This window comes from Pseudomonas fluorescens, from assembly GCF_001307155.1.
GTDB classification, from domain to species: domain Bacteria; phylum Pseudomonadota; class Gammaproteobacteria; order Pseudomonadales; family Pseudomonadaceae; genus Aquipseudomonas; species Aquipseudomonas helvetica.
In genome coordinates this window covers 695,154-712,995 of the sequence record NZ_CP012830.1, presented here as the reverse complement: position 1 = coordinate 712,995, position 17,842 = coordinate 695,154, and the positions used below count along the sequence as shown (strand labels likewise).

Below are 17,842 nucleotides of genomic sequence, written 5' to 3'. Positions count from 1 at the left end.
GCAGAATCGTTGTAGTTGTGTTCTACGGCTTTACGGCGCACTTGGTCAGTGCGCCGTTTTTTTTTGCCTGTGGAAAAGCGGCGGCCCTGTAGCAGCTGTCGAGCCTGCGAGGCTGCGTTCGGCTGCGCAGCAGTCGTAAAATCAGGCAGCGGATTCTTCCAGGCAAACCGCATTCGCAGGATTTGCGAGGACTTCGCCCGAACGCGGTCCGCCTCTAACGCTGCCTCGCGGGCTCGACAGCTGCTACGGGGAGTTGGAACGCCTATAGCGGCATACATAGTTACCGCAACCCACCCCGCAGATCTGTTTATCCTTCGAGCAACTTATGGAGGAAGCGACTCATGGAAGAACACGCAACAACCAAGGCAACCGGGCCGGTCTGTTTATTGGCTCCCGAGCAGATTGCCGGCCCGTACTTCAGGAACCCCAGGTTGATCCGAAGGAACATCAGTGAAGGCGCCAGTGGCATTCCCTTGCTGCTCAAACTGAGCCTTGTCGACGTCAGCACCTGCGAACCGGTGACGGATGCCCTGGTGGATATCTGGCAATGCAATGCGCGAGGGGCCTATTCAGGCTGGAGCAAGATCAATCCGGATAAAGAGGTCGATGTCGGCGATATCGGCTCGGTTCCACGTACCGATGACGACACTTATTTGCGCGGTGGGCAATTCACCGATCGCAAAGGCGCCGTCAGGTTTACCACGATTTATCCGGGGTTTTATGCGGGGCGCAGCGTGCACATCCACGTTGCCGTTCGAATCGTAACCGGCAGCAATCACCTGGAGGCGCGGCATGTTGCCTGGGTCGGTCAACTGTACCTTCCCGAGGTGACATCGCGTTCGGTACTGGGCGCCAAAGACTATACCGGGCGAGGCGTCTCACCGTTGCGCAACGATCAGGATGAGCTTTTTACCCAAATGCATGGGGAAGACTCGATCCTGAAAATCCACACCATTGCCCGTGATTCCTGGGAAGACGGTTATTTCGGGCAGTTGACCATCGGGATCGACAAGCGTGCGATGTCTGCGCAGATCAAACCCGAAGACTTCGACATCTATACCGTGTGAACACCAGCCTCGGTGTTCATCACCTCAACTCAGCTCGATCAGGGCCTGAGCCAGCAGCTGCATTTCCTGAGAGGTGTTGGTCAGGCCCGGTGTAATGCGAATACAGCTGCCGCACGCCGAACCGTTGCGGGTCACGGTGAACAGGTTGTAGTCATTGAGCAGGCGCTCGACCATCGCTTGCTGGTCGGCATGCCGGGTGAAGCGCATCGAGGTGATGCCGCAATACAGGCGCGGATCATCCGGGGTCATGACTTCAATGCCCTGCACATCGCGAACAGCCTTGACCCACAGATTGCGCAGGTAGTTAAGCCGTGCACCCTTGGCGGCTGCGCCACCGATGGAGCGATGTTCTTCGAACACCAGCGGCAAGGTCAGTAACGCCGGAATGTTTGGCGTGCTGTAAGGCGTGCGCGAGCGGATGTCGGTGGGCGGGAAGTGAAACTCGTCCATGTCCGGATCGATATCGGCCAGACGTTGTGGTGCGATGTAGATGAACCCCAGGGTCAACGGTGCGCCGATCCATTTGTGCAGGTTGTAGCCGGCAAAAGAGATGCCCAGGTCATCAAGGTTGAATTCGATCTGACCGAGGGCGTGGGCGCCGTCGAGGATCACGTCGATTCCGTGCTCTTTGGCCGCAGCGGCAATCGCCTTGACCGGCATCACCAGGCCGGTGCGATGGGTGACGTGGGTCAGTGCCATCAGCTTGAGCCGCGGATAACGCACGAACGCCTCGCGGTAGCTCGCCACCAACGTCTCGAAGCTGGCGGGATGAGCATGCTCGATCTCGATCACTTCGACGCCGCGATAGCGTGCCAGCCAGCGCATCGCACTTTTGACCGTGTCGTATTCCAGATCGCACAGCAGCACCTGATCGCCCGGTTGCAAGCCGTTGTAGTTGCGAATCAGCGATTGCAGTGCGTCCGAGGCGTTGCGTGTCAGGGCTACCGCTTCGGCGGGCACCTGCAAGAGCCCGGCCAGTTGCCCGCGTATTTTCAGGCTTTCGATTTTTTCGAAGTGCTGGCGCACATGCACCGAGTTGCTGCGGTTGATGAGCTCGATGTTGCGCTGGTACTCCTCGACCACGGTACGCGACATGCGGCCGAAGTAACCATTCTCCAGATTGATCGGGCCTGGCTGGACTTCGTAGCGGTCGGCGAACGTCTGCCAAAAAGCTTCATCAAGGGCACGGCGGGTGTTTTCGGGCATGGGGGCGACTCGTTCAGTGGTTCAGTGGCGTGGCTTGGGTTTGCCATGTTTGGCGCGCAGCGGGTCGAGCAAGTCGGACAGGCCGTTGTGATCTATTTCTTGCATCAGGGCCAGCAAGCCACCCAGTTCACCGTGGGGGAAACCCTCGCGGGCGAACCAGTTCAGGTATTGGCCGGGCAGGTCGGCAATGATGCGCCCCTTGTATTTGCCAAAGGGCATTTCGCGGGTGACCAGCAGTTCAAGCTTTTCGGGATTCATCGATCGCTCGTCTTGATTCAAACAATCTGGAAAATACAGGCATTCTGCATGCAGGCCAATTGACAGATCATGCAAATAACTCGGGTGCAGATGTTTGCTTAAAAGTTAATGTATTGAAATTTATCGTAAAAACTTCAACTCGAGGGCTGGCACACGAGATGCAGTGTTTTAGGTATCCCTCTTGGTCTGCGAGGAATTGAAGAATGACTGACATCAATAGAGAAGTGATTTCAGTCCTGAACGACCTGATCGAGATCAGCAAGGACGGTCAGGAGGGTTTCAAGACCTGTGCCCAGGACATCAAGCATCCTGAACTGAAGGCGCTGTTTGTCAAACGCGCTGCCGAGTGCGCCACCGCCGCTGCCGAACTTCAACGTACCGTGCGTTCGATGGGTGGCGATCCCGAGACCAGAACCCATGTCGGCGGTGATAGGCATCGTCGTTGGGTCGGCGTCAAATCATTGGTCACTGGAAAGAGCGAAGAAGTGGTGCTCAACGAAGCCAAGCGTGGCGAGGACCATGCCCTGAAGGCTTACAAAGCAGCGCTCGAGAAGATCAACGAAGACAATCTGCTGGGGATTCGTGATCTGGTCGAACGTCAGTATCACGGGGCGCAACGCAACCACGATCAGGTCAAAGCCTTGTGTTATCAGGCTCGTGCCCGGTCGTAAGTCGGTTAAAAACGCCTGGATCAGAGGATCGTTCCCACGCGAGCGTGGGAGCGATCATATATGAGGATCAGCCAATGCTGATCGCGGGCAGTGTCGGCAAGGTCACGGTCTGTTGCTTGCGCGGTGCGAGGATTTCGGCCTCGCCGTCGACGACCAGTTCATCGCGCTGGTTGAATACCCGAGTGGCGATGCGCACGCGGAACTTCGGCAGTTTTTCGAGGATTTCCAGGCGTACGGTCAGGGTGTCGCCGATTTTTACCGGCTTCTGAAAGCTCATTTGCTGACCGATATAGATAGTCCCCGGCCCAGGCAGCTCGCAGGCGACGGCGGCGCTGATCAGCGCACCGCTGAACATGCCGTGGGCGATGCGCTCCTTGAACATGCTCGCTGCCGCAAACTCGGGGTCCAGGTGCACCGGGTTGTGGTCTCCGGACATCGCTGCGAACAGCTGAATGTCGCGCTCCTCGACGGTCTTGCTGTAGCTGGCGGTCTGGCCGACTTCGAGGGCTTCGTACGGGGTATTGGTAACCTGGGTCATGTGTCTTGAATCCTGTGACGAGTTAAGTGTAATAACCAAACATTATTCGGTTCGGGGTGGCCGGCGATGGCTCAATGCCTCAGCCAGCCATTTGAGCAGGTCCGCGGTCACTTCATCGCGGTTGCTCTCGTTGAACAGTTCGTGCCGGGCTTGCGGGTAGATATTCAGTTGCATGCACTGGTTGCCGGCGCCGCGCAGTGCGTCGGCCAGAGCCTTGAGACGTTTGCCTTCGCTCACTGGATCACATTCACCACCGATCACCAGCAACGGCAGGCCCGGATCGATCTCCGCGAGATTGGACGCTTTGCTGATTTGCTGCAAGCCGCCGAGCAGGTCGATCCACAGCTGGTTGGTGCAACGGTAGCCGCAGAGCGGGTCGTGGACGTACTTGTCGACTTCGTCCGGGTCGCGGCTGAGCCAGTCGAATCGAGTGCGATGAGGCTTGAAGGGCTTGTTGAATGAACCGAACGACAACCACTCGATCAGTGCACTGCGACCGGTAGGCCCCTGGCGCCAGCGTTCGAAACGCGCAATCAGGCGCGCTACTCGGTAAAGCGCGACGGGCTGGAAGTTCGAGCCACTGAGCACGGCAGCGTGCAGGCTGGCGCTGTGGTGCAGCAGGTACGCCTGGGCGATGTAACTGCCCATGCTGTGACCGAGCAGTACGATCGGTACGCCCGGATGGTGCTGACCGATGTGCTGATTGAGGCTGGCCAGATCACCGACCACTTTGCACCAGCCGTCCTGATCGGCGAAATGCCCGAGCAGGCCGTATTCGGCGGTTTTGCCATGACCGCGCTGGTCCAGCGCATAGACGCCGTAACCCTCGGCACATAAAACCTGCGCCAGCCGCGCATAACGACCGCTGTGTTCAGCCATACCGTGGGACAGCAGAATCACCGCCTTCAGCGGGCCTTCAGGCAACCACTGGTTGACGAAAAGTCGACTGTGATCGCTCGCGGTCAACCAGAAAGTGTCGTGGATCATGGCGATTCCTTTGCACGGTTTTGTTTAGGTGCGGCGTCGTTGCATTGTATAGCTCATCAACCGCAGGACGTGCGATGTGGGTGTCCCTCAGCAGCAAGATTCACACTGTCAATGAAGCTGGTGCGTATATTTGCCTGAATCACCATAGCTGCTAGGGTCTGTTGACGCTTGGTGGCGAACCGCGTTGCGATGCCAGCGTGTGCGAGGCAAGGCGCGGGATGCCGCTAATGGTTGTTCCCTTGGCAAATCCTGCAACGCAGCCTCGCGCACGTTGGCGCGCAACCCGAAGGGACGGGACCCATTTGGCGCAGGGCGGCGTTGCTCGGAACTTATTTGGAACGACCAAATCGCGTTCCTCGCGCCTTGCCCTGCGCCAAATGGGTCGCCGTCGCGGTCGTCACCAAGCGTCAACAGACCCTAGGTCCCAGAAGCCCCGCTTTTCAGCGTCACAGAGAGCGGCCCGGATTCGCTCAGGTAAAGAGGACAAGTACAATGCAACCTGATTTCTGGAATGACAAACGCCCGGCCGGCGTACCCAATGATATCGAACCGGGTGCCTACAAGTCGGTGATCGAGGTGTTCGAGCGTTCCTGCAAGAAATTCGCTGACCGTCCGGCGTTCAGCAACATGGGTGTGACGCTCACCTATGCCGAGCTTGAGCGCTATAGCGCGGCGTTCGCTGGCTACCTGCAAACACAGACCGACCTGTTGCCCGGTGATCGCATCGCGGTGCAGATGCCCAATGTCCTGCATTACCCGATTGCCGTGTTCGGCGCGTTGCGAGCCGGGCTGATTGTGGTCAACACCAACCCGCTGTACACCGCGCGTGAGATGCGTCACCAGTTCAAGGACTCCGGTGCCCGGGCGCTGGTGTACCTGAACATGTTCGGGCAGAAGGTCCAGGAAGTACTGCCCGACACCGAGATTCAGTACCTGATCGAAGCGAAGATGGGCGACCTGATGCCGACCGCCAAGGGCTGGCTGATCAACACCGTGGTCGACAAGGTCAAGAAGATGGTCCCGACCTACGACCTGCCGCAGGCGATTTCCTTCAAGAGCGCGCTGCGCCTGGGCCGAGGTCAAAGCATCAAGCCGCAGAACGTCAGCCTCGATGATGTCGCCGTGCTGCAATACACCGGCGGCACTACCGGGCTGGCCAAGGGTGCGATGCTGACCCACGGCAATCTGGTCGCCAACATGCAGCAGGCCCGCGCCTGTCTTGGCCAGTTCGGCAGCGATGGCAAACCGCTGCTGCGTGAAGGTCAGGAAGTGATGATCGCGCCGCTGCCGCTGTACCACATCTATGCCTTCACAGCGAACTGCATGTGCATGATGGTGACCGGCAACCACAACGTGTTGATCACCAATCCACGGGACATCGCCGGTTTCATCAAGGAGCTGAAAAACTGGCGGTTCTCGGCGCTGCTGGGGCTCAACACGCTGTTCGTCGCGTTGATGGATCATCCGAACTTCAAGACCCTGGACTTCTCGAGCCTCAAACTCACCAACTCCGGCGGCACCGCACTGGTCAAGGCCACCGCCGAACGCTGGGAGCAGATAACCGGTTGCCGGATCACCGAAGGCTACGGCTTGACCGAAACCTCGCCAGTGGCCTGCACCAATCCGTATGGCGACAAGTCGCGTATTGGCACGGTCGGCCTGCCGGTGCCGGGTACCACGTTGAAAGTCATCAATGATGACGGTGTCGAACAGCCCCTGGGCGAGCGCGGCGAGCTGTGCATCAAGGGCCCGCAAATCATGAAAGGCTACTGGCAGAAACCCGAAGCCACCGCCGAAGTGCTGGATGCCGACGGCTGGTTCAAGTCCGGCGACATCGCGGTGATCGACCCGGACGGATTCGTACGGATTGTCGATCGCAAGAAAGACATGATCATCGTTTCGGGTTTCAACGTTTACCCGAACGAAATCGAGGATGTGGTCATGGCGCACCCGAAAGTCGCCAACTGCGCGGTGATCGGTGTGCCGGACGAACGTTCCGGGGAAGCGGTGAAGCTCTTCGTGGTAGCGCGTGAAGCGGGGATCAGCCTTGAAGAGCTGAAGGCCTACTGCAAGGAAAACTTCACCGCCTACAAGGTGCCCAAGCACATCGTGCTGCGCGAGTCGCTGCCGATGACGCCAGTGGGCAAGATCCTGCGACGGGAGCTGCGCGATATCGCGTAATCGTTAGAGGCCGCGCTTCGTGCGATCGCGGGCAAGCTTTGCTCCTACAGGTTTAGTGTCGATCAGCCAATTGTGGCACGACACAAATCCGTAGGAACAAGGCTTGCCCGCGATGCTTTTCAGCGGGGGTAAACGCCAATTTCAGGGCGTTTCAAGGGAGTATAGATTTTTTGCTCTAAAACAGACCATTTACAGGTCTTGAGTCATTAAAGTGACTGTAGGGGCTTCTTTTGGCTCTAGTAGGGCCTTGGCAAAGCTGCTACTCTCGGCGCGCTTTGTGACTTCTCGGCCTAGGTAAAGGCCAGATTCACCAACAAAAAGACACCAATAATAATCGCAAAATGCGGTGAAGAATTCGCGTTGCTGAGGAGTGGGCTTCCATGATCGAAGACTTTTGGAAGGATAAGTACCCAGCTGGAATTGCTGCCGAGATCAATCCAGACGAGTATCCGAATATTCAGGCAGTGTTAAAGCAATCCTGCCAACGCTTCGCCAACAAACCGGCCTTTAGTAACCTCGGCAAGACACTCACCTACGGTGAGCTGTATGAATTGTCCGGTGCTTTTGCTGCTTACCTGCAACAGCATACCGATTTGCAGCCGGGTGATCGAATTGCCGTACAACTGCCAAACCTGTTGCAATACCCGATCGCCGTATTCGGTGCCATCCGCGCTGGCTTGATCGTGGTCAACACCAACCCGCTGTACACCGCGCGGGAAATGGAACACCAATTCAACGACTCCGGCGCCAAAGCGCTGGTGTGCCTGGCGAACATGGCGCACCTGGCCGAGGCCGTGGTGCCCAAGACAGGCGTCAAGCACGTCATCGTCACCGAAGTGGCCGACCTGCTGCCACCGCTCAAGCGCTTGCTGATCAACAGCGTCATCAAGTACGTGAAGAAGATGGTTCCGGCCTATCACCTGCCCAAGGCCGTCAAGTTCAATGACGTGTTGAGCAAAGGCCATGGCCAGCCCGTAACCGAAGCCAACCCGGCCAGCAGCGACGTTGCCGTGCTGCAATACACCGGCGGCACCACCGGCGTGGCCAAGGGTGCAATGCTGACCCACCGCAACCTGGTGGCGAACATGATGCAGTGCCGGGCGCTGATGGGTTCCAACCTGAATGAAGGTTGCGAAATCCTCATCACGCCGCTGCCGCTGTACCACATCTATGCCTTCACCTTTCATTGCATGGCGATGATGCTGATTGGCAACCACAACATCCTGATCAGCAATCCGCGCGACCTGCCGGCGATGGTCAAGGAACTGTCGAAGTGGAAGTTCAGCGGTTTCGTCGGCCTGAACACCTTGTTCGTGGCGCTGTGTAACAACGAAGCGTTCCGCAAGCTGGATTTTTCAGGCCTGAAAATCACCCTGTCCGGTGGCATGGCCCTGCAACTGGCCGCTGCCGAGCGTTGGAAAGCCGTCACCGGTTGCGCCATCTGCGAAGGTTACGGCATGACCGAAACCAGCCCGGTGGCCACCGTCAATCCAAACCAGAACATTCAGATAGGCACGATCGGTATTCCGGTTCCGTCGACCCTGTGCAAAGTCATCGATGACGCCGGCGTTGAACAGCCGTTGGGCGAAATCGGCGAACTGTGCGTGAAAGGTCCGCAAGTGATGAAAGGCTACTGGCAGCGCCAGGAAGCCACCGATGAAATCCTCGACAGCGAAGGCTGGTTGAAGACCGGTGACATCGCGCTGATCCAGCCAGACGGCTACATGCGCATTGTCGATCGCAAGAAAGACATGATTCTGGTCTCCGGTTTCAACGTCTATCCGAACGAGCTCGAAGACGTACTGGCCACCTTGCCGGGCGTACTGCAATGCGCAGCCATTGGTGTACCGGACGAGAAGTCGGGCGAGGCGATCAAGATTTTCATCGTCGCCAAACCGGGGGTAACCCTGACCAAAGAGCAGGTGATGACGCACATGCGTGCCAACGTCACCGGCTACAAAGTGCCGAGAGCCATCGAGTTCCGCGATGCGCTGCCGACCACCAACGTCGGCAAGATCCTGCGTCGCGAACTGCGCGACGAAGAGCTGAAGAAACTCGGCTTGAAGAAGGTCAGCGCCTAAAACAAAAGCCCCGCAGATGCGGGGCTTTTTTTCAGATACCTGGATCGTTTTTTGTGGCGAGGGGGCTTGCCCCCGTTGGGGCGCGAAGCGACCCTGAATTGGGCCTGCTACGCAGTCCAGCGGGAGCAAGCCCCCTCGCCACAGATACTTCTCAGGCCTCCAGACTTCCTTAAGTGAACAGCATTGCCGCATTTGCGGGGCTTTTTGTTTCTTCAGATCTTTTGCTGTTAGAGGCGGAACTGCGCGAAGTTGACGTTGGTACCGGCCGGGCGCATGTCCTGAAGGTACGAGTCCTTGTCAGCGCTCAGTTCCAGGCTCAGGGCCGCCTTGCGCTTGCCTTCATTGCGCACCACCAGGCCTTCGAGCTTCTCGCGCAGGAACACCGTCGGCACTTTCAGGTGCAGCAGTTCGTCGGTGGCCGGCGTGTACATCAGCAGGTGAACCCATTCGTACTGACCAATGGCCAGGCGCGCAACCGGGATATCAAACCACCAGATATTGCGGTTGCGGTTCAATTCGGTGAAATGGCAGTTGTTGACGCCAAGCACTGCACCGCCGAGTTCCTGGTTTCTGCGGGCAATGGCCTGCTTTTTATCGAGTTTCATAACGTTCCTACGGGATTGGATCTTCAGCGCCACGGCCTGAATACGTTGCGCATTCTCGGGGCAAAGCCTGCAAACATAAAGCCCAACCTGCATGTGCGGTTGAAATGACCGGGTGAAAATAAATGAAACTCTGTGCAACACCCTTCGGTCAACCTCTACGTAGTCACTGACCTTTGAGTGTTCACAGGAGAAATACCATGAGCAGCACTGGCGATAAAGTTAAAGGCCTGGCCAACGAAGCGGTCGGCAACGTCAAGCAAGGTGTGGGTAAAGCCACCGACAATCCCAAGTTGCGAGCCGAAGGCAAGCTTCAGGAGAAGAAAGGCGAAGCCCAGCAAGCGCTCGGCAAGGCTAAAGACGCGATCAAGAAAACCATCGATAAAATCTGACCCGATAACCTGTTTTAGTGCAGTGTGACGGCCATCCGAGGATGGCCGTTTTTCTGTGGCTTATTGTTATGAATCCCCCCCGAAATTGTTCCAAAGTCGCCAAGTAGGTTACTTTGATGTAGAAAACGGCCCCCTGAGTCGCCCCCGACTTCAACCTTTTTGCGGCGAAAGGAGACGCTATGATGTTCCCCGAGTTGAAAGGCTTGCCCTTGCACCGCGTGATGATGCGCACCGTCACCGAGTTTATTAATGACGAGATGTCGACGTATGCCTCGGCGCTGGCCTATCAGATGCTGTTCTCGCTGTTTCCCTTCATTCTGTTCCTGATTGCCCTGATCGGTTTCCTGCACCTGCCGGATTTCTTTTCCTGGCTGCGCCTTCAGACAGAGCTGGTATTGCCGCCGCAAGCGCTGGAACAAGTGAACCCGGTGATTGACCAGCTCCAGCAATCCAAGGGTGGATTGCTCTCGGTGGGTATCGTCATCGCCCTGTGGACCGCCTCGGCGGGTGTGCGGCTGATGATGAGCGCGATGAACGCAGCCTACGATGTGGTCGAAGGCCGGCCGATCTGGAAGCGCTTTCCGCTGTCGGTCTTCTACACCGTGGGTATCGCCGGCATGCTGCTGGTCGCTGCCGCCTTGATGGTGCTCGGCCCGCAAGTGATGGAATGGATTGCGTCACAGATCGGCATGGAAGAGTTCATCGTCACGCTGTGGACGATACTGCGCTGGCCGGTGATCGTCATATTGCTGATGGTCGCGGTCGCCTTGATGTACTACGTGATGCCTGATGTGAAACAGCGGTTTCGCTTCATCACACCGGGCTCGGTTCTGGCAGTGGTGGTGTGGATCATCGCTTCGCTGGGTTTTGGTTACTACGTCAAAACCTTCGCCAACTACAATGCCATGTATGGCAGTATCGGCGCGATCATTGTGCTGTTGTTGTACTTCTATATTTCCGCTGCGGTGCTGTTGCTCGGCGCGGAAATGAATGCGGTGATCGATCACATGTCGACCGAAGGCAAGCATCCTGGCGCCAAGGGCTTCGGTGAACACGACGAAAAACAACACGTTTCGGGACTGGGCCGGGACCACTCGCTCAACCCGACCACTGACGAAGCCTGACGATGATCCGTGAAATTCTGAAAATGGGCGATGAGCGCCTGCTGCGTATCGCTCCGCCGGTACCGGCCGAAATGTTCGACAGCCCGGAACTGTGGCAGTTGATCGATGACATGTTCCAGACCATGGAAAGTGTCGGTGGCGTTGGCCTGGCTGCCCCGCAGATCGGCGTCGACCTGCAACTGGTGATCTTCGGCTTCGAGCACAGTGAACGTTACCCGGACGCTGATGCCGTACCGCAGACGATCTTGATCAACCCGTTGATTACGCCACTTGATCCGACGCTGGAAGAGGGCTTCGAAGGTTGCCTGTCAGTGCCGGGGCTGCGGGGGGCGGTTGAGCGTTATCAGCACATTCGTTATGAAGGCTTCGATCCCAAGGGCGAGCCGGTTGTGCGAATCGCCTCGGGGTTTCACGCCCGAGTGGTGCAGCACGAATGCGATCACCTGATCGGCCGGTTGTACCCGTCGCGGATCACCGACTTTCGCAAGTTTGGGTTTACCGAGGTGATGTTCCCGGATCTCGACCCGACGGCTGATGACTAAAGGCGCTAAAAGATCGCTGTTTACCTGCCCGGCTCCAGGCCCATGGCGATCATCGGCTTGTTGCGTTTATAGCGAGCCAGGCGCTCGGCTAGTGCATAGGGCAACAACGGGTCCGCAGTGAAGCCATTGCACTCATAAAAACTGCGCAAGTCCGGGTGGCAGAACAGCCATACCGGCGCCTTGATCTGCACCAGCGCCTGGGCCATCAACGCCCCCGCAATACCTTGTCCCCGAAGGGCCGGGTCGACAAATAACCCCGTCAGCCAAAACCCCTCCGCCATCGGCCGCAAACAGAGCCCGGCGATGATCTCGTCGCGCTTGCCTACCCACAGTTGAGCGTCGCGAACCGCTTTCATCGATGACTGGTGACTGCGGTAAAACTTGTTCAGCAAAGGCCACAGTGGCTCGGCAAGCTGGGTGTACTGGGTATTGGGCATGTGCGAGAGGGTCACTGCGAAAAATGCGCCTATTATAAAAGAACCAACGCTGCGAGATAGGTGTATACCTGATCTCATATTCCCAGTTGGTGGAGCGTGCATCATGAGCAAAGGCATGGATTCGAAGAAAGCGGCGAAAAAGAAACCGACCAAGACAGCCGTTGAAAAACGCGCTGACAAGAAGGCCAAAAAGGTCGGTGTGTTCGGGCACTGAGCCCGCTTTGACGGAGCCCGGCAATCGGGCTCCGCGTTCATTTCCAGCTACGTCATTCACCGGTAATCAATCTTCAGTCGTGCGCCACTTCCGCCGCCAGCGCCTCGCTTACCGCAGGCCGTGAGCCAATCCGTACCTGAAAACGCTCCATCGACGGCCATTGCTTCAGGTCGATATCAAACAAGGAAGTCCACCGCAGTACGCTGAACAGATAGGCATCAGCGATGCTGAAGCGTTCGCCCAGCAGATAATCCTGTTGTTCCAGTGTCTGGGTCAGCACGGCAAACCGCTTGAACAGTTTCTCCTTGAAGAGCGCTTTCACCTGATCAGGAAACTGCACGTTGAACAGCAGTCCCAGGCCGCCGTGAATCTCACTCGAAATGAAGTTCAGGACCTCCTGCAAACGCACTCTTTCCCAGGATCCGCATGTCGGTGCAAGGCCGGCAAGCGGGCGAAGATCCGCCAGGTATTGCAGGATTGCCGGTCCCTCGGTCAGCACATCGCCGTTATCCAGTTGCAGCGCCGCGACATAGCCTTTCGGATTGATCGCAAGAAAGTTGGCACCGTCGCCGGTCTTCTTCGTTCGGTTGTCGACGCGGACCAGCTCGAATGGCAACTGCAGTTCACGCAGAACAATGTGCGGTGCAAGGGAGCAGGCTTGAGGCGAAAAATACAACTTCATGATCAGGGTTCCAGGTGAGGATTTTGATCAGTGTCATAGTCGCCCGCGCATGTCGTAAAATTAATCTTTCAGACATCAGCCATAAGGATAGCTACTGCCATGATGAACCTGATGCATTGGCGGATGCTGGTGGCTATCGCCGACACGGGCAACATTACTCGCGCTGCCGAGCGTGTCGGCATGACTCAGTCGGGGGCCAGTCAGGCGCTGGCCTTGCTTGAGGACGTGCTCGGTATTCAACTGTTTGTCCGGGAAAACCGTCAGACCTTGCCGACCGCGGTCGGAGTGCACGTGATCGAACAGGCGCGGGTGATGCTTCAGGCCCTTGAGACCATCCGGGCTACTGCCGACGCGGCGCGGGATATTCAGCGTGGCACGATTCGCCTGGCCAGTTTTCCGATGGTGCTTGCAACGTTTCTGCCGCCGCTGTTGCGCCAGTTCAAGCAACTTTATCCCGGTATTCAGGTGGTGGCGCTGGAGGTCAGCGACAACGAAGTCGAAGCGTTACTCGGCGCTGGCCTGGTTGATCTGGGCGTGGTGCTCAATCCTCCACCTGAACGCAATGCCGGAATGTTGGGGCGAGATACCTGGGTTGCGGTGCTGCCGATGGCGCACCCATTGGCTCGAGGAAACCACGAGCACGGATTGAGGTTGGAGACGTTGGTCGGGCAGCCATTCGTGCTGGCCACTGGTGGATGCAGCGTCAATGCCCGCAGCCTGGCAGCGGATGCAGGTCTTGCGCTACTGGATGTCCGGGTTGAAGTTCGAGAGTGGGGCAGTGCGTTCGCGCTGGTTCGGGAAAACGTCGGGGTGACACTGGTTCCGGAAATGACCTTGCCAGCCAATCGCAAGGGGTTGCGCGTGCTGCCGTTGGCGGTGCCTGTTCATCGAGAGTTTGCGTTGGTCGCGACACCGTTGAGGGAACCCTCTGCGGCGGTGCAGGCGCTGCTGGCGATGCTCCAGACTGCGGCGCTCTGACCATCGATAAAAAGATGGCCTATTGATGGCCTTGCATCCGTGGCGTTGCTGTCTATGCTCACTCGTAGCTACTGATGCCGGTCAATTTATAAAGCGTGAAAGTCTCGATGCCTCAGCCCGATTGTGCTTGAGTCAGTGTTTTGCGGCCGGCTGTAAATTGAATGATCGATAAGAGTGCGCCACTTAAGGCACTGCGGTGAAAAGGAGTGTTTCTTAGAGGGAATTACTTGTGAATGTTGGGTTGGCCCCTGCACGGGGCGTCAAGAAAAGGATGGCTTGATAAGAGCGTTGCGTTATGGACACTCCGATTAATCATCATTGATCACCTGACTCTTATCCTTCGTCTGAGGATGCGTTTGCCTGTTCTGTGGAAAGTCGTCGTAAGTCCAGTGAAAGACTAGGAACTTCCGTTCATCAAAAGACAGCGCTGAAGGTGATACCACCATGTTCAATCGACACCACAAGTCTGACTTGCTTGAGATAGAGCGATTTAGCTGCGCATTGACTGAGGCCAATGCCAAGTTGGCGGCAATCAGCCGCTGCATGGCAATGATCGAGTTTGACCCCACCGGTGTGATCCTCGAGGCCAACGAAAACTTTTGTAAGGCCGTCGGCTATTCCATCGAGGAGTTGCGCGGCAAGCATCACCGGATTTTTTGTGAAGAGGATTACGCCAAAAGCGAAGATTACCAGCGCTTCTGGCGTGAATTGGGTCGTGGCGAATCAAACAGTGGCACCTTCTTGCGCATGAACAAGAGTGGCAAGGAAGTCTGGCTTGAGGCCAGTTATATGCCGGTGATCGGGACTGACCGGCACGTACGAAGCGTGATCAAGGTGGCCTCGGACATCACGGCCCGAATCAATAAAGAGCATGAAAACCAGAGCGTAGTGAATGCCTTGGGCCGTGCCATGGCGGTGATCGAATTCTCCCCCGATGGCAGGGTGATTACTGCCAACGATAACTTCTTGCAGACCATGCACTATTCACTTAACGAAGTAGTGGGTCAGCACCACAGCCTGTTCTGTCATCGCTCGGAGAGCGAGTCGGCGGCCTACAAGGCATTCTGGGCTTCGCTCAACCGAGGTGAATTCCATTCGCGTCGGTTTGAACGGGTCGACAAACACGGTCGCATGGTCTATCTCGAAGCTTCGTACAACCCGATCTTCGACACCAAGGGCCGCTTGTACAAAGTGGTCAAGTTCGCCAGCGACATCACCCGGCAAATGACCACGTTGCAGACTGCCGCCGAGTCGGCCCATTCAACCTCGGTGCAAAACGACGCGTGCGCCCAGAAAGGTTCGCAGGTGGTGCAGCAAACCGTGCAGATCATCGAAGAGATCTCCAGGGATCTCAACGAAGCGGCCCTCAGCATCGATGCGGTGAGCAAACAGTCCGACATCATCGGCACCATTGTTCAGACCATTCGCGGTATCGCCGATCAGACCAATCTGCTGGCACTCAACGCCGCAATCGAGGCTGCGCGGGCCGGCGAACATGGGCGAGGATTTGCGGTGGTTGCCGACGAGGTGCGTAGCCTGGCGGCACGAACCAGCCACGCAACCGTGGAAATTGTGGAAGTAGTGCGCAAGAACCACGACTTGTCCTTGAGTGCAGTGTCGAGCATGCAATCAAGTTTGAGTCGTACTGGACTTGGCGTGGAGCTGGCCAATGAAGCGGGCGAGGTGATCCTGGAAATTCAACAGGGTTCACGGCATGTGGTGGACGCCATCAGTCAATTCAACTCGACATTGCAACTTGGTTAAAACGTCATGCAACTAAAAGGATTTCGATCAAGTGTCATTACTTGATCGAGAATCCTTTTTGTCGTTCCAGCGACTATTTAAGAGTGCACGCGAAGCGGGTTGTTCAGACGACCGACGATATCGAGCGCACTGTCGAGCAAGCGCATACGCATGAACGATTTGGCCGGCCAGTCCTGTTTCAGCAAAGCCAGACGCTCGATTGCCCAGCGTTGAGGCTCGACCCGTTCGCGCAGGTGGTCAAAGCAGTCGCTGACCTGAATGGCCAACTCATTCCAAAGTGCATCTTCCGGCATCTTCCAATGCCGGGCGCAGAGCAGAACCAGTTCACCGAGATGGCACATGAAGGTGGTGTGCAAGAGTTTGTCGCGCACGAAGTCCGCATTGTCATACAGCGTCATCTGCGGGTCATGCAACTGAAGGTCTAGGCCTTGCCGGTGCAAAGTCTGGCGGTGAATCCGAATGTCGCCGAAGTCACGTACCAGCAGTCGGCTTAACTGTCCCTCGGCACTCATGACCATGAAGCTGTTCTGCTGGTGCGCCTCAAAGGCGACCCCGTAGATCAGGTACAGACCGAGCAATCCGGGAACAGCGATCGATAGATAGTCACGGCAAAAACGCAACAGTTCCGGTCTGCCGTCGCCTCCTTGGGCCAACCGGACCCACTGGCGCAGTAACGGTTGTCCGTGTTCATCCAGGGCGAACAGGCTGCCAACGGGAACGGCCATCTCGCCCGGCTGCAACACGCTTGACGGGTTATCCCGGTAAAGCACCGCCAGGTGCCGGGAGCGTTGATCATCTGCCGGTTGCGGCGAGTAATGCACGCCGATACGTTCCGGCACGATGTTCAACACGGCTCGAATCTGCGGCTCCTGCTTGAGTATTCGCAGCAACAATCCGCTAACCCTTGGCCCCATCCGCGCAGAGCGTGGCGAAAGGGTGCGCTGCACGCTGGTCAGTCGTAGCGCCACCGGAAGCTTGACCATCGGTGAGCAGCTGTTTGCAGTGGGCGCCAGGGTGCGAAACGACATGGTCGGCTGACCGTTGAACGCAATGATGGTGGTCACGACCAGCACGCGGTCGGCAATTTCGCGAGCAAACGAGCGCGGTAGTTCCTCTGCGGCTTGCCACGGATGGACGGGGAGGGGCAGATAGTCATCCGGGTCGAGACCTTGGGTTAGAAGGTGCTGGATCAATTGTCCGGCCGCGAGCGGGAAATGCCCTTGCCACCAGTCGCGGTAATGCTCAGGTCCGATCAACGATTCGACGTGAGCCCATTGCCGGTGCAAGGCGCACAGGACGACTGGCACGCAGGCTTCGAATTCCGGTGATAGAGCAATGACCTCCGTGGTGCCCAAGCCAAGCTTGGTCTTGTAGTTCGGGTGCCAGGGATGACCCAGCGTGCCCCACTGTTCAAGCACCGATGTCGGGTTCGGGTGGGCGGTGTTGCTCTTGAGCCAGGTCAGCAGATTATCGTCATCGGCGAGCTTGAACTGTTCACGCAGTTGCCGGCTCCAGCCGTGGTGAAAGGCCTGGCACAAGGTGGCGTTGCAGAAGCTGTCATCGAGCTCCTCGCATAGGCGAACGAGGACTTCGGGTGACGGTAAAGGCTCAAGTTGTGTGCAGAGCAGGTTTAGCAACTGTGAAGGAAACAGCAGTTTTTGTGCTGGGCATTCAGAGCGATGCAGTGTGATGTCGCCCTGTAGGTCCCAACTGTTCATCCGCGCCGGGATAAGCCCTTCGAAACACAACCGGGCACCATCGAGCAGCGTAAGCCAATGCACCGAGCCTTCGGCTTTCAGGCTTTTTGGATTCAGCAGGCCTTCGCGCAGCAGCGCCTGCAATAAGCGCTGAAAGCTTGCGCGGGTGCTGAACTCGAGTGTATCGGCCAGATGGCCGAGGCTTATCCGGCGAGACGTGAACGCCTCGGTCGCCAGGGCTTCGCTCCAGCGTGAGAGTAACCCTTGCTGTTTTTGCGGGTCCGTGTGCATGACATAAGACTCCTTGGGGCGGTTAAAGCAGCTCCAAACAGGCTACGGCACGCGCAAAAAAATCGATGGCAAGCGTTTCCGACAAATCTGTGGGACGCATCCGATGCTGTTGGCGGGAAGGTCCGAGAGC

At 57.3% G+C, this 17,842-nt stretch carries 17 protein-coding genes and 1 pseudogene; 10 read left to right on the top strand and 8 right to left on the bottom strand.

Translation table 11 applies throughout. The features are described 5' to 3' along the window. The first annotated feature begins 341 nt into the window (after window positions 1-341). Window positions 342-1,067 carry an intradiol ring-cleavage dioxygenase gene (locus tag AO353_RS03345; RefSeq protein ID WP_054593678.1) on the top strand — a complete coding sequence of 242 codons (726 nt, stop codon included), beginning with the start codon at window positions 342-344 and terminating at the stop codon, window positions 1,065-1,067. Between the two features lie 24 nt (window positions 1,068-1,091). Here AO353_RS03345 and AO353_RS03340 read toward each other — a convergent pair whose 3' ends face one another. Beyond that, on the bottom strand, window positions 1,092-2,273 hold the full coding sequence (locus AO353_RS03340; RefSeq protein ID WP_054593677.1) for an aminotransferase class V-fold PLP-dependent enzyme: 1,182 nt from the start codon (window positions 2,271-2,273) through the stop codon (window positions 1,092-1,094). Window positions 2,274-2,294: 21 nt separating this feature from the next. Beyond that, window positions 2,295-2,531, bottom strand: a complete 237-nt coding sequence (locus AO353_RS03335; RefSeq protein WP_019693207.1) for a DUF3820 family protein — start codon at window positions 2,529-2,531, stop codon at window positions 2,295-2,297. Between the two features lie 203 nt (window positions 2,532-2,734). On the opposite strand from AO353_RS03335, the gene AO353_RS03330 reads away from it, so the two are divergent. After that, window positions 2,735-3,202: a PA2169 family four-helix-bundle protein gene (locus AO353_RS03330; RefSeq protein ID WP_054593676.1), complete on the top strand. Its 468-nt coding sequence runs from the start codon at window positions 2,735-2,737 to the stop codon at window positions 3,200-3,202. 67 nt (window positions 3,203-3,269) lie between these two features. On the opposite strand, the gene AO353_RS03325 is transcribed toward AO353_RS03330, so the two are convergent. Beyond that, window positions 3,270-3,740, bottom strand: a complete 471-nt coding sequence (locus AO353_RS03325; protein ID WP_054593675.1) for a MaoC family dehydratase — start codon at window positions 3,738-3,740, stop codon at window positions 3,270-3,272. 42 nt (window positions 3,741-3,782) lie between these two features. After that, the gene (locus AO353_RS03320; protein WP_054593674.1) at window positions 3,783-4,727 is read right to left on the bottom strand and encodes an alpha/beta hydrolase; all 945 of its coding nucleotides are present in this window, start codon (window positions 4,725-4,727) and stop codon (window positions 3,783-3,785) included. A gap of 492 nt (window positions 4,728-5,219) precedes the next feature. Here AO353_RS03320 and fadD2 point away from each other — a divergent pair, with 492 nt between their 5' ends. Both fadD2 and fadD1 read left to right on the top strand, forming a co-directional pair. Beyond that, the gene (fadD2, locus tag AO353_RS03315; RefSeq protein ID WP_054593673.1) at window positions 5,220-6,908 is read left to right on the top strand and encodes a long-chain-fatty-acid--CoA ligase FadD2; all 1,689 of its coding nucleotides are present in this window, start codon (window positions 5,220-5,222) and stop codon (window positions 6,906-6,908) included. A 380-nt stretch (window positions 6,909-7,288) separates the two neighbouring features. Next, window positions 7,289-8,989 (top strand): long-chain-fatty-acid--CoA ligase FadD1, encoded by a 1,701-nt coding sequence (fadD1, locus tag AO353_RS03310; RefSeq protein ID WP_054593672.1) that lies wholly within the window; start codon window positions 7,289-7,291, stop codon window positions 8,987-8,989. 227 nt (window positions 8,990-9,216) lie between these two features. On the opposite strand, the gene AO353_RS03305 is transcribed toward fadD1, so the two are convergent. Then, the gene (locus tag AO353_RS03305) at window positions 9,217-9,594 is read right to left on the bottom strand and encodes a hypothetical protein (RefSeq protein ID WP_054593671.1); all 378 of its coding nucleotides are present in this window, start codon (window positions 9,592-9,594) and stop codon (window positions 9,217-9,219) included. A 197-nt stretch (window positions 9,595-9,791) separates the two neighbouring features. On the opposite strand from AO353_RS03305, the gene AO353_RS03300 reads away from it, so the two are divergent. From AO353_RS03300 to def, 3 genes are all read left to right on the top strand, one after another. After that, complete coding sequence (locus AO353_RS03300; protein WP_054593670.1) at window positions 9,792-9,983, top strand: CsbD family protein; 192 nt, start codon at window positions 9,792-9,794, stop codon at window positions 9,981-9,983. A gap of 179 nt (window positions 9,984-10,162) precedes the next feature. Continuing rightward, entirely contained in the window at window positions 10,163-11,107 is a 945-nt protein-coding gene (locus AO353_RS03295) for a YihY/virulence factor BrkB family protein (protein WP_054593669.1), read from the top strand. Window positions 11,108-11,109: 2 nt separating this feature from the next. Next, complete coding sequence (gene def / locus AO353_RS03290; RefSeq protein ID WP_054593668.1) at window positions 11,110-11,649, top strand: peptide deformylase; 540 nt, start codon at window positions 11,110-11,112, stop codon at window positions 11,647-11,649. Window positions 11,650-11,669: 20 nt separating this feature from the next. Here the strand turns inward: def and AO353_RS03285 are convergent, their stop codons facing one another. Both AO353_RS03285 and gstA read right to left on the bottom strand, forming a co-directional pair. Further along, window positions 11,670-12,086, bottom strand: a complete 417-nt coding sequence (locus AO353_RS03285) for a GNAT family N-acetyltransferase (RefSeq protein WP_054593667.1) — start codon at window positions 12,084-12,086, stop codon at window positions 11,670-11,672. 287 nt (window positions 12,087-12,373) lie between these two features. Further along, a complete protein-coding gene (gene gstA, locus AO353_RS03280) occupies window positions 12,374-12,982 on the bottom strand; it encodes a glutathione transferase GstA (RefSeq protein ID WP_054593666.1) in 609 nt (202 codons plus the stop codon). Between the two features lie 99 nt (window positions 12,983-13,081). Here gstA and AO353_RS03275 point away from each other — a divergent pair, with 99 nt between their 5' ends. The 3 genes and pseudogenes from AO353_RS03275 (at window position 13,082) to AO353_RS32015 (ending at window position 15,724) form a co-directional block, all read left to right on the top strand. Next, entirely contained in the window at window positions 13,082-13,960 is an 879-nt protein-coding gene (locus AO353_RS03275; RefSeq protein WP_054593665.1) for a LysR family transcriptional regulator, read from the top strand. 444 nt (window positions 13,961-14,404) lie between these two features. Beyond that, window positions 14,405-15,175: pseudogene (locus tag AO353_RS32020) on the top strand (PAS domain-containing protein); the annotation flags it as partial. A 9-nt stretch (window positions 15,176-15,184) separates the two neighbouring features. Beyond that, window positions 15,185-15,724 (top strand): methyl-accepting chemotaxis protein, encoded by a 540-nt coding sequence (locus AO353_RS32015; RefSeq protein WP_371917621.1) that lies wholly within the window; start codon window positions 15,185-15,187, stop codon window positions 15,722-15,724. Between the two features lie 77 nt (window positions 15,725-15,801). On the opposite strand, the gene AO353_RS03265 is transcribed toward AO353_RS32015, so the two are convergent. Then, window positions 15,802-17,712 carry an IucA/IucC family protein gene (locus AO353_RS03265; RefSeq protein ID WP_054593663.1) on the bottom strand — a complete coding sequence of 637 codons (1,911 nt, stop codon included), beginning with the start codon at window positions 17,710-17,712 and terminating at the stop codon, window positions 15,802-15,804. Window positions 17,713-17,842: the final 130 nt, after the last annotated feature.

What these genes read in the sequence shown, in the direction of transcription:
- AO353_RS03345 (WP_054593678.1), top strand. Translation starts at nt 342, where the DNA reads ATGGAAGAACACGCAACAACCAAGGCAACCGGGCCGGTCTGTTTATTG.
- AO353_RS03340 (WP_054593677.1), bottom strand. Translation starts at nt 2,273, where the DNA reads ATGCCCGAAAACACCCGCCGTGCCCTTGATGAAGCTTTTTGGCAGACG.
- AO353_RS03335 (WP_019693207.1), bottom strand. Translation starts at nt 2,531, where the DNA reads ATGAATCCCGAAAAGCTTGAACTGCTGGTCACCCGCGAAATGCCCTTT.
- AO353_RS03330 (WP_054593676.1), top strand. Translation starts at nt 2,735, where the DNA reads ATGACTGACATCAATAGAGAAGTGATTTCAGTCCTGAACGACCTGATC.
- AO353_RS03325 (WP_054593675.1), bottom strand. Translation starts at nt 3,740, where the DNA reads ATGACCCAGGTTACCAATACCCCGTACGAAGCCCTCGAAGTCGGCCAG.
- AO353_RS03320 (WP_054593674.1), bottom strand. Translation starts at nt 4,727, where the DNA reads ATGATCCACGACACTTTCTGGTTGACCGCGAGCGATCACAGTCGACTT.
- fadD2 (WP_054593673.1), top strand. Translation starts at nt 5,220, where the DNA reads ATGCAACCTGATTTCTGGAATGACAAACGCCCGGCCGGCGTACCCAAT.
- fadD1 (WP_054593672.1), top strand. Translation starts at nt 7,289, where the DNA reads ATGATCGAAGACTTTTGGAAGGATAAGTACCCAGCTGGAATTGCTGCC.
- AO353_RS03305 (WP_054593671.1), bottom strand. Translation starts at nt 9,594, where the DNA reads ATGAAACTCGATAAAAAGCAGGCCATTGCCCGCAGAAACCAGGAACTC.
- AO353_RS03300 (WP_054593670.1), top strand. Translation starts at nt 9,792, where the DNA reads ATGAGCAGCACTGGCGATAAAGTTAAAGGCCTGGCCAACGAAGCGGTC.
- AO353_RS03295 (WP_054593669.1), top strand. Translation starts at nt 10,163, where the DNA reads ATGATGTTCCCCGAGTTGAAAGGCTTGCCCTTGCACCGCGTGATGATG.
- def (WP_054593668.1), top strand. Translation starts at nt 11,110, where the DNA reads ATGATCCGTGAAATTCTGAAAATGGGCGATGAGCGCCTGCTGCGTATC.
- AO353_RS03285 (WP_054593667.1), bottom strand. Translation starts at nt 12,086, where the DNA reads ATGCCCAATACCCAGTACACCCAGCTTGCCGAGCCACTGTGGCCTTTG.
- gstA (WP_054593666.1), bottom strand. Translation starts at nt 12,982, where the DNA reads ATGAAGTTGTATTTTTCGCCTCAAGCCTGCTCCCTTGCACCGCACATT.
- AO353_RS03275 (WP_054593665.1), top strand. Translation starts at nt 13,082, where the DNA reads ATGATGAACCTGATGCATTGGCGGATGCTGGTGGCTATCGCCGACACG.
- AO353_RS32015 (WP_371917621.1), top strand. Translation starts at nt 15,185, where the DNA reads ATGACCACGTTGCAGACTGCCGCCGAGTCGGCCCATTCAACCTCGGTG.
- AO353_RS03265 (WP_054593663.1), bottom strand. Translation starts at nt 17,712, where the DNA reads ATGCACACGGACCCGCAAAAACAGCAAGGGTTACTCTCACGCTGGAGC.